At 35.5% G+C, this 14,207-nt stretch carries 10 protein-coding genes; 6 read left to right on the top strand and 4 right to left on the bottom strand.

Annotation, left to right across the window (positions count from 1 at the left end; genetic code table 11):
• Positions 1-18: 18 nt before the first annotated feature.
• The 3 genes from GQR38_RS07250 to GQR38_RS07240 form a co-directional block, all read right to left on the bottom strand.
• Complete coding sequence (locus GQR38_RS07250; protein ID WP_165722551.1) at positions 19-2,220, bottom strand: hypothetical protein; 2,202 nt, start codon at positions 2,218-2,220, stop codon at positions 19-21.
• A complete protein-coding gene (locus GQR38_RS07245) occupies positions 2,198-3,397 on the bottom strand; it encodes a hypothetical protein (RefSeq protein WP_165722552.1) in 1,200 nt (399 codons plus the stop codon). Before GQR38_RS07245 ends, GQR38_RS07250 begins: the two co-directional genes overlap by 23 nt.
• 119 nt (positions 3,398-3,516) lie before the next feature.
• Positions 3,517-4,176 carry a hypothetical protein gene (locus GQR38_RS07240; RefSeq protein WP_165722553.1) on the bottom strand — a complete coding sequence of 220 codons (660 nt, stop codon included), beginning with the start codon at positions 4,174-4,176 and terminating at the stop codon, positions 3,517-3,519.
• A gap of 309 nt (positions 4,177-4,485) precedes the next feature.
• Here GQR38_RS07240 and GQR38_RS07235 point away from each other — a divergent pair, with 309 nt between their 5' ends.
• Both GQR38_RS07235 and GQR38_RS07230 read left to right on the top strand, forming a co-directional pair.
• A complete protein-coding gene (locus GQR38_RS07235; RefSeq protein ID WP_024612778.1) occupies positions 4,486-4,905 on the top strand; it encodes a hypothetical protein in 420 nt (139 codons plus the stop codon).
• A 269-nt stretch (positions 4,906-5,174) separates the two neighbouring features.
• On the top strand, positions 5,175-6,425 hold the full coding sequence (locus tag GQR38_RS07230; RefSeq protein ID WP_024590868.1) for a sodium:proton antiporter: 1,251 nt from the start codon (positions 5,175-5,177) through the stop codon (positions 6,423-6,425).
• A 103-nt stretch (positions 6,426-6,528) separates the two neighbouring features.
• Here the strand turns inward: GQR38_RS07230 and GQR38_RS07225 are convergent, their stop codons facing one another.
• Positions 6,529-6,987 carry a hypothetical protein gene (locus tag GQR38_RS07225; protein WP_231616293.1) on the bottom strand — a complete coding sequence of 153 codons (459 nt, stop codon included), beginning with the start codon at positions 6,985-6,987 and terminating at the stop codon, positions 6,529-6,531.
• Between the two features lie 469 nt (positions 6,988-7,456).
• Here GQR38_RS07225 and GQR38_RS07220 point away from each other — a divergent pair, with 469 nt between their 5' ends.
• From GQR38_RS07220 to GQR38_RS07205, 4 genes are all read left to right on the top strand, one after another.
• Positions 7,457-7,861, top strand: coding sequence for a hypothetical protein (locus GQR38_RS07220; RefSeq protein WP_165723010.1), 405 nt, complete (start codon positions 7,457-7,459; stop codon positions 7,859-7,861).
• 337 nt (positions 7,862-8,198) lie between these two features.
• Positions 8,199-8,609, top strand: a complete 411-nt coding sequence (locus tag GQR38_RS07215) for a hypothetical protein (RefSeq protein WP_024600637.1) — start codon at positions 8,199-8,201, stop codon at positions 8,607-8,609.
• Between the two features lie 557 nt (positions 8,610-9,166).
• The gene (locus GQR38_RS07210; RefSeq protein WP_165723009.1) at positions 9,167-12,259 is read left to right on the top strand and encodes a PilC/PilY family type IV pilus protein; all 3,093 of its coding nucleotides are present in this window, start codon (positions 9,167-9,169) and stop codon (positions 12,257-12,259) included.
• 432 nt (positions 12,260-12,691) lie between these two features.
• Complete coding sequence (locus GQR38_RS07205) at positions 12,692-14,185, top strand: hypothetical protein (RefSeq protein WP_165723008.1); 1,494 nt, start codon at positions 12,692-12,694, stop codon at positions 14,183-14,185.
• Positions 14,186-14,207: the final 22 nt, after the last annotated feature.

The following is a 14,207-nucleotide window of genomic DNA, read 5'->3' as shown; positions in this document are numbered from 1 at the left end:
GAAACGCTTTATATTTAGTTAAAGTTTTTTGTTTTTTATTCCATATGAGATAGCTAGTAAAAAACCTTTAAGTGATTTACTTGAAACATTTTTATTGGAAAGTGAATGTTCTACTAGCTTATCACAGACTTCTTTTTTTATCTTTAGCTTTCCAACAGCTAAAGCCGCAGCAAACTCTAAGGCCGCATAACCATAAGGGTGTTCATGGCGCGTAAATACTTTATATAAAAATTCAGACATTAACTCACTTAAATGTTGGTCAGAGGAGTAATCTAACTCAGAAAAAGTGGAGGATCTTAATATACAAGCTTGTAAAATATCATCATTGAATCGTAAAAAATTTTCAGGGGATATTATTACCGATTGATAACTTGTTGGCGTAAGGCAGTTATTAGGGTCTTTATGTTCTCTTGCTGCTTGAAGGGCTGAAGCAATGGTTAATAATGTATCGCTTTGTGTGACTTGAGTAATTTTGGAATCAAAAACATCACCGAAAAAAACAAAGCCACTAGTAATTTTCAAAGTAGCACCTTTGGTATTTGGTAATAAACTATTTTGGCTTTTCGAAATTACCTCTACTAATTCATCAAAGCAATCTGCATGCTCGTCCGTTTCACATTTATAGTTCTGAACTACCGAGGCTAAGTTAGCTAGTTCAGTCCAAGAGTTTTTCAGGTTGTCAGGACCTAATGGCAAAACCTGCCATGCGGAGAAGTTATAAGCTCTTTTTGAAGCATTCCTTATTAAGAATTGCTCTAATCGAATCCAAGACTTCATACTTTGTGGAATCCCTACTCCAATAAGAAAGTGTCTTGGGATAACAGAGTCTTCGAACTCCCTTAAATCTCTACTTATTTGCCTTAAAACACCTCCATCACCAGCAAATGCACAAACGACAATTACCCCAGTACATTTTTTGAGACTCTCGAAATTCAAGTCATTAGAGTTAACTATTTTTATATTTTCGTAATGGCTACTTGATTCTTGCAATAATTTTTTAATATTACCAGCCAATATTTTAGATGGCTCATCCACATTATGGACAATAGTGTTAACAGCAGATGGCAGTGACCAATTAAGCTCTTTTTTAAGCCAACATTTAAATAATTCACTAGAGTTTAGTGAAGCCGATTTTAGGCTAAGTACTGGTGTTTTATGTATGTCATCTAATTTTTGATTAATATTATTGATGCCGGTAATGCCAAAGTTTTTTAAAATAGTCTTCAAATTTATAGGCTGATGTGCGATTCCAATTGTAATTTGTTTTGGAGGTTTTGCTTTGTATGAGAATTGTTCTCCAACCAGTTCAATATCAGTTTCACTTCCATCTATTTTATTTAACTCATTAATCGTATTAGTAGTTTTTAAATTGATGAAAACTTGAGAAGCACCTTCTCTACAATCGATATCTATAAGTGTGATGATTTTTTTTGAAGAGAAACCTCTTGATAGTAAATTTTTAGCCATGCTTCCAGATGTCGAGGCCGATATAATAACCAGATACTCATTAGATGGGAGGTTAAGATCTTCAATAGAGTCATAGGAATGGAAGCTTTCTATTCGAGCTGCGCTTTTTGTAAAATCAACTGCTTCTTTAACTATTGGGTAAATACCCATCGTATCTATATATATGGTTTCTACATCAGCCCAATTTACTTCATCAGTCAATAAAGAGAGTCCTCTGCTAGTATATTGCAATTCTGTTTCTGTGCTGACTAATTCTCTAGTCTGAATGAATAATTTACTTATTTTTCCTGATGGATGCTTAAATGTGTGCCCTGCAGGGGCTATATGAACAACGTCATTTTTTCTAGTAAGTTGGGTAAGTCCATTTTTATAGAATTCAGTTATATCGTCCAAGGTAAGTTTTATAAGGCTGTCAGAAGTACTAAGTGCCGAATTAATAATAAAATTTTCACTATTCATCTCTACAAAATAAAAAACATTACAATATTTAACATTGTTTTTTATTAGTCTGTTTTTGAAGCCTTCAAGTAGATCTGTATTTTGCCAATACAGAGATATATCACTTTTCCTAGATTCAGGGTAAAAGACAGTAATACCATCAGGTAAAACTTCACAACTTTTTAGAGATTCTTCAAGAGCAGAATAAAAACTAGCAACATCACCCCATAGGCTTTCACCAAGAAATAAACATAAAATATCAAAGTTATGTTCTTGATGTTTTTTTATAGCATTAAAATAAATTATGTTGTCCACTACTTTTCCTTAACGGGACAATAATCGATACGACAGTCCCTGATGCTTGAGATAAATTTTCGTTATCCCAGCTATTAAAATCCATTAGGTATTGTTCTTTTTTTGTACTTCTTTGAGAGGGATCTTCTAAGTTATCCCAAAAACTATGGTTATGTTTATCGAAACAATTGAATATACATTGGTTGCCAGAACGAATACGAATTAAGCCGCCAACTTTACTTAATTGAGTTAAAATAGTCGGGTAACCATTGCCTCCACCTGTTTGCTCTTTAGTGGTGAAATTCCTACCTATACATTTTAATAAGGCTTCTTTTTCAGTTAGTAAACCTTGCTCTCTTGCATTACCAAAAGCTCTTTTTACTAATCCAGGCCCTGTATCAAAAAAACTTACTTGCATGCAACGTAATGAGGTCTCGGTACTATCATTCGAACTGGTCGCGTTATTATTCCAATAGTTGACTAACTTTTCATTACCCATAAAATCTTGCTTATATACAGAGCTTAATAGATCTCCCCATGAAGTAATTAAACCTTCAACATGTGCGATATAGGGTAAACCATTTTCATCGGTACAAGCATGTTCCTGAGTATTCTTAAATAACTCGCAACCAAAAAAACCAAACGCATTAATTAAATCGGAATCTAAGTTATTAAATTCTCTATTATTTATTGCCTTAAAAATAGAAATCATAGTTTGTTTCATTTGCGAACTATTTTTAACTGAAAAACGATCTCTTTTCGTAAAGAGAGGAGATATAAACTGTCTATCTGCGCCACTTATACAGCTTAAATCTATGCTCCTACCTTTTAGGAACTTATCAAATTGTAGTCTATCGGAGGCAATAACCTTATTTTGTGCGTGTAATAAGGAGGCTCTCCTAAGGATGTTTTTACTTCCTATATTTATAGATTTATTAAGCCTAGCAGAGGTTAATCCAGGGGCATAGTTGCATAGCTCATTGAGAATTTCATCATAATTACTAGAATCTTGTAATAGAAGAGTTCCATCTTTTGAGTTACGTGCTAATGTTGTTAAAGCTTGGAGTCTAGCAGCGTCTCTTAATGCACCATGTCTTTTGGAAATCGTGCCGGAGGAAAGCTTAACTAAAGTTCCTTCGTTAGCTTGTTTTATTACATCTTCAATATCAAGAAGCGTATTGAAAGCTGATTCATTCATCTATTAATTCCATGATGATTTTATTAAGGCATTTAATTCACTACAACCTAGCATGTGAAATGACCCATGTCAGTTATTGATTATTCGTAAATACCTATTATTTGTATATGTTTATTAAACTAAAAGATATTTTTAAACTGATTATGGGTCAGTTGGTCAAAATGTTTTATTTTTTGAAGTATTTTAATTGTATCTGCAGCTACATTTTTTTTATCTACTACTTTTGTCAGAAAATGTATAATTCTACCCCAAGTTTTAAAATGCTCATCACTTACTTCAGCAAGTATAGGTGTTAGTGAGTGGAAGTACATTAAATCTGATTTTATATTTTCTTGAATATCATCGTATACTTGCGTGTCTATCAAAGCTAAAGCAACTATTAATGCATCAATAACTTCATCACTTCTATTTTTATCTTTAGCTAAAAATTTAAAATTGTTTTTATTTACTTCATACTCAACGATTGAAGGCAAAACTTCTTTTACTTTAATGTAAAGACTCTCATTTTTTAATAAATTAATAATAACAAATCTTAGATAATCCCTTGCCCGCTTTTCTAGTTGTCTTCGTCTGTTTGTTTCTTGTTTAGATGTGAATAACCCTAGAACAAAAATGATAATGACTAGTTCAATTGCAATACCAACAATCTCTGGGATGATGTTGTTTTTAAATGAATCATAGTATGAGTCTATAAAAACAACAAATAAAGTAGTCGCCAATATTATTGAGACTAGGCAAATGGAATATTTTGGATGTTTTTTTATTAGGTTAACTTTCACGAGTTTCCTTGTTAGACGGCTTATTTACCGCAATCAACTATATTTTTTATACTATTTATAAATTATATTTTAAGTAAATACATAAATATTGATGTAATGAGTTAGGTACGGATTAAGATTACAATATTGTACTGATTTTGTAGACTGTTTTTTACTATTTTTAACTGGTTGAGTAATTTACCAGACTAAAGTCTATAGGTTAGATTTATTCACTTATTAGGTTTGTTTTAATCGTTTGTCGGTTTTGTGTTAATTCTCTAAAGTTCAGTTGTCGGCAACAAGCACGGCTTAACCAACAGGACTACGACCATGAAACTTACTCTTATCAAAACTATCGCTCTTAGCTCACTACTTACATGTTCAGCTGCTGCAATGGCTGAGCAAAGTGATTACAAATTAATGGTTATTGAAACTGCAACAGCGCCACAGCCACTTGAGCAATCATTTAATAGCTGCGCACTGAATGTTAAGTCAAAAAATTATGCTCAAGCCGAAGCGATTTGTACTAAAGCAATCGCACTTTTAAAAGACGCAGATGGCCCTAAATTTAAAGTACGCCAACTTACATCGTTTGCATTAAGCAACCGTGGTGTTGCACGTTTAAAAGCGAATAACGACACTGCTGGCCTTGCTGATTTATACGAAGCAAATGAAATGTCTAAAAGTGCAATGGTATCGCATAACTTAACTCGCGCTAAAGAAGACTTATCTTTGATAAGCGCTTTATAAAATACTTAAAAAAGTATGATATAAAATAGCGAGAGTAAAAAAGCCCATGTTAGGTTAATTCCTAACATGGGCTTTTTTGTTTTATTTAATGCGTAAGTTAATACCTTAAATACGTTAATAGAGTAGGGTGTGTATTTATAATTAATATTTTGGGTATGCTTGTTTAGGCTACGCGAATATAATGCGAGATAACCGTATAAAAAATAATAACCCTTCTGCTTTGCTTATTTTGAGCAAGGTATCATTAAATAAATATTGAGATTTAAACCATGGCACCAGGAACCAGCCTAAGCGTACTTGAAATAAGTGCGATATTTTTATCAATTACCGCGTTACTCACCTATGTAAACCATCGCTTTATTGGCTTGCCAACAACCATTGGCGTTATGGTTATTTCGATGCTTTTATCTATCGGCGCTATATTTTTGGGCTTTTTAGGGTTTGATGATCTTATAGATTACGAAGTGAGCTTGCTCGATCAGTTAGATTTTACTGAAGTTTTGCTCGATGGCATGCTCTCTATGCTGCTTTTTGCTGGGGCGCTACATGTAAATGTTAGCGATTTAAGGCGCTATAAATTACCAATAGGTATTTTGGCCTGTGTAGGTACGTTGCTATCTACGGTTATTATTGCTGGGGCGCTTTATTTAGTTCTTCCTTTGCTTGGTTTTGATTTAGCATTTATTTGGTGTTTACTGTTTGGTGCATTAATTTCGCCAACCGATCCGATTGCGGTAATGGGTATTTTACAATCTGCGGGTGCGCCTAAAAGTATTGAAACCGTGATTGCGGGTGAATCGCTGTTTAACGATGGTATAGGCGTGGTTATTTTTGTGCTTTTATTGGGTGTTTTATCAAGTGGTGATATTCCTACAACTTATTATGTAGCGCACACGCTGGCGGTTGAAGCCGGTGGCGGTATTGTTTTTGGTTTGGTATTAGGTGGTATTTTATATTACTTACTCAAAAGTATTGATAGTTACCAAGAAGAAGTACTACTTACTTTAGCGGGCGTTATTGGTGGCTATGCACTTGCTAGCCATTGGCATTTGTCGGGCCCACTTGCAATGGTAATGATGGGGCTAATGGTGGGTAATCATGGTCGTAGTATGGCTATGAGCGACAAAACACGCCATTACGTTGATTTATTTTGGGAGCTGATTGACGAAATTTTAAATGCCATTTTATTTGTACTCATAGGGCTTGAAGTCGTCATGATTGCATTTTCGAGTAATTTGTTTATTGCTGGTGGCTTAACCATTTTAATAGCGTTACTCGCACGTTTAATTGTTGTGGGTATAACAACCACTACATTTAATAAGCAATTAGAGTTGCCATCTGGCGCATGGAAAGTTTTAACCTGGGGTGGCTTGCGTGGTGGTATTTCGGTTGCACTGGTATTGCAACTACCTGATGGGAACGAGCGCGATATTTTATTGGCTCTCACTTATGCGGTTGTGGTGTTTTCTATTTTAATTCAGGGTTTGAGTATTGGTAAAGTAGCCAAAACTATCCGTTAAATATAAATTGGTTAGATCAAACCTGTTAAATGTAATTTTTTAAAAAGCGTGTGAAATAGCTGTATTTCACACGCTTTTTATTTTTCTTATAAAAAAAGGGTAATTAAAACGTAAAGCTGAGCTGCACACCGCTGTAAATATGTTCTTGTGCTTCCCAGTAGTCGCCATCTATTTGGCGTGCTCGAGTAAATACTTCTATTTTAAATGGCTTAAAGTGATAACCCGCACCTATACCTGCGTAGCCGTCTATGTCGTTGTTCGATTTTTCTATTTGGTAGGTGTTATCGCCCCTATCGTTTTTAAAGGCGAGTTCGAACAGATCTAAGCCTAGCTCGGCGTATATAAAAAAGTCATTGAAATAACCAAGCTTCATGCCATTGTCCCACGTTATAAATTCTTCTTGCTCGCCTTGTTTATTATCGATTACTGCCGCGCCAATTGCGCTTGTAAAAACAACACCAAAGTTACTGTAATTTTGTTTGACCATCATTTCTACACCCGCAGATGTAATGCTGCTATCACCATTAAATTCTGATTTTATAAACATACCGGTGTTAGGCATGTCATTACCGAGCAAAAGCCTTGCGTTAGCATTTTGGCTAAATGATAAAAGCGTGCTTAATAAAACAAAAAGGGGAAGTGTGTGTTTCAAAAAAGTTAACCCATTAATGATGAAAAGTTACCAGAGCTGCAATTATAAATACATAACTTAGTATTGCATGTAATTAAATGTATAAATTTGTTTGATTGTTACTCAGCTATGCCAAAGTAAGGTGCTTAAAATAAAACCGACTAAATAAAAGCATAAATAATTATATGTATTTTAAAATGCAAAGTAGCGATTTTAGGCACGTAAGATGATGCGTAAGTTATTTAAATATATAGAAAAAGTTTAAACGTATTAGACTAAGGTCTATAGGTTAATTTTTCTCACTTATTAGGTTTGTTTTAATCGTTTGTCGGGGTTGTGTTAATTCTCTAAAGTTCAGTTGTCGGCAACAAGCACGGCTTAACTAATCAGGAATATAACCATGAAAACACTTATCAAAACTATCGCTCTTAGCTCACTATTAACATGTTCAGCTGCTGCAGTAGCTGATGCAAGTGATTACAAATTAATGGTTATTGAAACTGCAACAGCGCCACAGCCACTTGAGCAATCATTTAATAGCTGCGCACTAAATGTTAAGTCAAAAAATTATGCACAAGCGGAAGAAATTTGTACTAAAGCAATCGCACTTTTAAAAGACGCAGATGGCCCTAAATTTAAAGTACGCCAACTTACGTCATTCGCATTAAGCAACCGTGGTGTTGCACGCTTAAAAGCGCATAACGATACAGCTGCACTTGCTGATTTATACGAAGCATCAAAATTGTCTAACAGCTCAATGGTATCGCACAACTTATCTCGCGCTAAAGAAGAATTATCTCTATAAGGTTTTTTATAAAGTGCTTACTAAAGCATAATATAAAATAGCGAGAGTAAAAAAGCCGATATTGGGTTAAACCCCAACATCGGCTTTTTTGTGTTTATTAACTTTGTATTGTGCTATTAAAAAATAAAAAACGGTATTTTTATATTTATAGTTTAGTTGTTCTAATGGATTTTAACCAATTGTAATTACTAAGTATTTTTACAGGTGTTAGACTAAAGTCTATAGGTTAGATTTATTCACTTATTAGGTTTGTTTTTATCGTTTGTGGTAATTGAGCTAACACTCTAAAGTTTAGTTGTCGGCAACAAGTACGACTTAACTAATTAGGAATATAATCATGAAATTTACACTTTTAAAAACCATCGCTCTTGGCTCATTATTAACTTGCTCAGCTGCTGCAATGGCTAAACAAGGTGACTATAAATTAATGGTTATTGAAGACTCTGTAACTGCAGCACCCGCATTTGAAAAATCATTCAATAGCTGTGCTTTAAATGTTGAATCAAGAAACTACGAAGAAGCAGAAGCTATTTGTACACAAGCAATTGCATTACTTAAGCAAAGCCATGGTCCGCGTTTAAAAGTACGTGAACTTACATCGTTTGCATTAAGTAACCGTGGTGTAGCGCGTATTAAGGCTCAAAAAGATACAGCTGGTATTTCTGATTTATATGAAGCGGTTCAAATTTCTAAAAACTCACTTGTAACACATAACTTAACTCGCGCTAAAAAAGAGTTATCTTTATAAGAATGCTTGCATAAAGCGCTTATAATTTAGCGAGAGTATAAAAGCCCATATTAGGTAGCACCTAATATGGGCTTTTTTGTATGTTTGCATAACCGTAGTTACCTATTAAATACACTCTTTTTAATAAAGCAGCTTTACTGAATAATAGTGCTTTTAAGAGTGATTTTTAAAGCTTTGTTTTACTAATTTATAGTAGTAAGTACTTGTTACCTAAAACATAGATCTATAAATATAAAAGCACAGGTAAAAATATTATTTTTTAACGTGACTTAACTATTCAGTAAAACGGGATTGTTTTATTTAAGTGGTTGTTTTTGATTGATAATAAAGCCTAATATCTTTGACTTTAGTCTGTTTTTATTTAAAAATCGAAATGATATATATTTTATAGCATTAACTACACGTGAATGCTAATCACTGCTTTGTGATAAATAGCTAGATATTACCTTTGTTTTAATTTTTAGTCCCACCTCAATATTACTAATAATTAAACACGGAATAGAGTAGTTATTAACTTGCGCAATAAAAATAAAAAGCGCAAATAAAGGGATTTAAAAATGCAATTCAAACTAAAAAAAATAGCTGCCTTGTTATTCGGGGTGGGTATTAGCCTTTCTGTATTTGCCGAAGATATAGAGCTATACGTAAACCATAATGTTAAAACCGATGAAAACCCTCGCGTGCTTATTGTGTTTGATACTTCAGGAAGTATGAAGACTAAGTTGCCTAATGGGGGACCTAGAAAAATCGATGCTGGTATAAGCGCTATGACCCAATTAGTAAATGATAACAGCTCGATTGATTTTGGTTTAATGCGTTTTAATGGCAATGATGGTGGTTATGTTATGGCTGGCCTAGGCTCCTCACATGATAAAATATTGGGTCAAATAAAAAAGCTGCCAGCTAGCGGGAATACACCTATCACTGAGACCTTATGGGAAGCTTACCTATATATGACGGGGCAGACGGTTTGGTATGGGCAAAATACGGACAAACGCGATACTACGATTGAGAGAGAGCAAAGTGGTAGTGATATACCTCGTTACGTTTCTCCTTTTCAACAGGCTGTTGGTGCAGATGAGCGCTGTGATAACTCAATTAGCTTAATACTAATGACTGATGGTGATCCGACGCAAGATACTAACCGAAACGATGATATCAAATCATTATACAAATCTACTTTTGGTTCATATCCTAGTACTACAAGTAATAGTTATTTAGCCGCTTTAGCTCAGATAATACATGGCACAAGAGATGTTGAAGTTGACTTGTACGAGACCACGCCAGAGGTTGCTGATACCGGACGCGTTTTTACTATCGGTTTTGGTAGTGGCATGAGTACAAATGGTAAAAAGCTATTAGAAAAAACCGCTTTATTGGGAGGAGGCGAGTACTTACATGCAGATACATCGACTGAACTTTCTGAAGCGCTTAATAATACAATATCGAAAATACGCGAAGTTAACGATAGTTTTTCATCTCCTACGGTAGCAAGTAATAATGTTGACCAAACACGTAGCCGAGAGTCAATTTACTTTGCGATGTTTTACCCTGAAACAGGCGCACGTTGGAGCGGAAATTTAAAAAAGCTTAAAGTGTCTGGTGCAAATATAGTCGATTCAACTGATAAAATAGCTCTTGATGAAAATGGGTTAATTGATGAGAAAGCGCGAACTTTTTGGCTGCCAACTAATAAGCCTGCAGATGGGAATTTAGTAGCTCAGGGTGGCGTAAATTTACTTTTATCAACTTTAGACCCTGATAGCCGTAAAATTTACATAGATAAAACGGGCAGTATTATTGATTTTACTTTTGATAAAGTACAAACCATTTTAAATTTAGCGACAAGTACAGTTACCGATCTTGCCCCTGATTTGATTCCTAATATCGGGTTAACTTTACAGGAGAGTGATATTAACTGGGCACGAGGGGTTGATGTTGATAATGAAGATGGTGATGACTCATCAGTAGATCAGAGAATCAATATTTTTGGCGACCCTTTGCATTCAAAACCGGTATCTATAGATTACGGCGATGGAAGTATTCATATACTTGTTGGTACCAATGCCGGCTTTTTACATATGTTTGAAGACAAAGGCGATACTGTTGAAGAAAAGTGGGCTTTTACACCTGCTGCCTTATTAAAAAACATTCCGGCTTTGCGAAGTAATCTCGCAAATACAAAAGTGTATGGCATGGATGGGCCTATAAGTGTGTTCTTTAATAATAAAGGCTCAAACAGCGAAGGTTTAAATGATGGTGTTATTAGAGCAAGTGATAATGATGAAGTATGGGCATTTGCAGGCATGCGCAGAGGCGGTAAAAATTACTATGCGCTGGATATAAGTGACCCAAAAAAACCTAAAAAATTATGGAATAAGCCAATTGTTGGTGGTTCTGAAGAGTTTAAGTATTTAGCACAAACATGGTCTAAACCTCAAATTGCTTACATTAAAGCCTTTGGTGAGGATCCATTGCTAATATTTGGCGCAGGCTACGATACAAACAAAGATAATGCGATTAGAACAACAGATGAAACCGGGCTAGGTATTTACATTGTTAATGCTAAAACTGGCGAAAAGGTATGGGCGCTCACTCCAGATGAACATGGTTTTACCGGAGAGCACAGTATTGCAGCGGATGTAACTACGCTTGACTCAGATTACGACGGGTATATTGACCGAATTTATGCAACCGATACTGGCGGTAATATTTGGCGTGTAGATATTCCTAGTGACGATGAAAGTGATATTACTCATTTTAAGCTTGCGGAGCTTGGCAGTACATTAGCGTCGCAAGACAGACGTTTTTTTTATAAACCGTTAGTTGCGAGAACGCTGTTTAGTAAAGTCACTAAGACCAATTATGATGGTGAAATGATTACGACCCGTTTAGATACCCCGTACGACGCAATAGTTATAGGTAGCGGAAATCGTTCAAACCCACTTGCTACTAATGAGCAAGATCAGCTGTATATGATCCGTGATGAAAACACCCTAACAAAAATATTTACTGAATTTCCAGCCCCAATAGTGCCAGATGATTTAATGAAAATGAATGAAGACCCATTTGGTAACGCACTTGATGACGTTGATAAATTTGTTAACCTTGAAGTTAAGTTAGCCGAATTTAAAGGATGGCGATATGAATTAGGGACGGGCGAAAAGTCCCTTGCTGCAGCAACGGTCGTTGGTGGGGTTGCTTACTTTACTTCCTTTACGCCTGCATCTTCATCATCAACACAAAACCAATGTTCGTTAACGGGTGGCGGTGGTTCGCTTTATGCCTTTCATTTGCATTATGGAACGAAGGTTTATGACGATGTGAAATTTGCAACAAGTAATGATGTACCAGATACACCGAAACTATTTTTTGGGGAAGGCCCGTCGTGTGCAGATAATGATGCGGATGGTAAGTGCGATTGGGATGATGCAACGGATGTAACGCAAGTTAGTCAGTTTTATTTAATAGGCCCTGGGGTTAAAGGTTCTGATAAGCCGATAAAAGCTATTGAAATACTTGGGCCAAATTTAAATGTTGAAGGTGGAAAAGTTAAGCTAGTAAATGGCGCTGAACCAATTGGTTTTGGCTTTAAAACCCAACAAACATATATTTATAAACGCGAAGAAAACGATAGTCAGGCACATTAAAAACACGATGTTATAGACATAAGCCACCTTAATTAGGTGGCTTTTTAATTTTAAGAGCGAATCAAAAATGCTGATGGTTTGCTTATATAATTGTTTTATAGTTATCGAAGCGCTCTAAACCAACCCATGTGTAATATACATTCGTTTACAAAATACTGCCTATCACTCAAGCCCTTTATTTTAGGTACCTGTAGTCCATATTAGTCAACAATAGCTGGTCTTAGTTATATTTAATTAACAAATGTAAGAGCAAAATTTAACATGGCGTGTCACTATATAGGTACAGGGCATGTTAACTTGTTGCCATCCCCCCATAAATATTCAATAAATTTCTGTTGTTTAAATTTACTTGTTATTTATTAAAGTAACCAATTCAATTTATAACAATATGATTTTTAATAATAATTAAAGTGCAAAAAAGGAAGTCTTTGTATGTTTTTTAAAAAAAGTCAGTTAGCTATTTCATTAGCGTTTACGCTAGGCCTTGTTGGATGTGGCGGCGGTGGCGATGATAAAGTGGTCGTTGTAGAGCCAGTTGTAGCCAAGCCTGACCCTATAAAAGTAGACCCCGTAGAAGTTAACACTATCTCTCTTACTGGAAAGGTCATTGATGGTTATGTATCTGGTGCAATAGTATGGCTAGATATTGATGGCGATGGTACTTTTGATGAGCAAACAGAACCTTCTGTAGTCTCTGAAGAATCGGGTAATTATAGTTTTAATTTTACAGAAGAGCAGGCGCTGTGTGTGCCGTATTCAACTATGTATGTTGATGTACCGGTTGGCGCAATTGACGAGGACTTAGGAGAGGTAACACAAGCGTATCAAATGTCATTTCCGCCCTCAATTGAGGCTTTGACTGATGAAGATATTCGAAATATATCCCCTTTAACAACCGTTATTTGGGAACAGTTGAGCCTTCAATTACAAAAAAGTGGTAACAATAATTTAAGTTGTGATGCACTTAAAGAAAATACTGAGTTACTTGCAAACCTTCAAAGCGAAATAACAAATGTTATGCAAAACTTGGTTGCGCATTATAATTTGTCGACAGAGCAAATTTACTCAGATTTTATCGCTACTAACGACAGCGACGCTTACGACAGAGCACAAGCAATTGTTAAGGGACTAAAAGCGGCCTATAAATTCAAGCAAGAGCTAGATGCTCAGTATCCTGATGCAGAAGAAGTAAGAGCAGTGATTTACCAGGACACAGCAAAAGATGCAGAGTATGGATTTGAAAATGCATGGTACCGCGATAAAGTTATTTTTGCAGGCGCTGAACTTATTTATGAGCAAGTAAAGCTTCAAAATACAGACGAACTCGACAAAATTGACGTTATTTTGTCTCGATTGGATTCAACAGATACGCCTTGGGGTGAAGAGTCGTTAAATGGGAAACTAACAGTTAGAGACGATGTTTACATTAACGCCGATCGTACTTACCGATGCTCTAGCATTGAGAACGTTAGTTTTGAGCAAAGCAATGTGCTTTATGGCGTTGATAATACAAGCCCATCGGTTAACTTCCCAACAGCAGATGAATGCGCTAGTGCTAATTTAGATACACCGTTCGAGCGAGGTTTTAGCATTAGCTATACTGAGTCAGGATCGTTTTACCAAACTGACTTTGCCTTTAGAGAAGAAAATGCCGACTTTCAAACATTATCTAATTGGGTAAATGTTAAAGACAAAGCTGCAGATTTAGAAACTCAAGATTTAGTTACTGTACTCGCTGCTATGCCCTATAAGTTTGATGACGAAACATCTATTGATGCTAGCTTTTGGCGTAAATACAAAACCACAGATAACGTACGTATTACGAAAACAATTGAAGGGAAATGGTTTAGAGATACCCGCCGAGAAGATGGGACAATGCTGCTTGAATGCGGTGAAAATGGTGTTGATTGGGTGCAATGCGAATAATGTAAAAAGCACTTTAGTTAAT

The sequence above is a fragment of the Pseudoalteromonas sp. c7(2019) genome, assembly GCF_011378625.1.
GTDB classification, from domain to species: Bacteria; Pseudomonadota; Gammaproteobacteria; order Enterobacterales; family Alteromonadaceae; genus Pseudoalteromonas; species Pseudoalteromonas arctica.
This window is presented reverse-complemented; position numbering and strand designations above follow the sequence as displayed.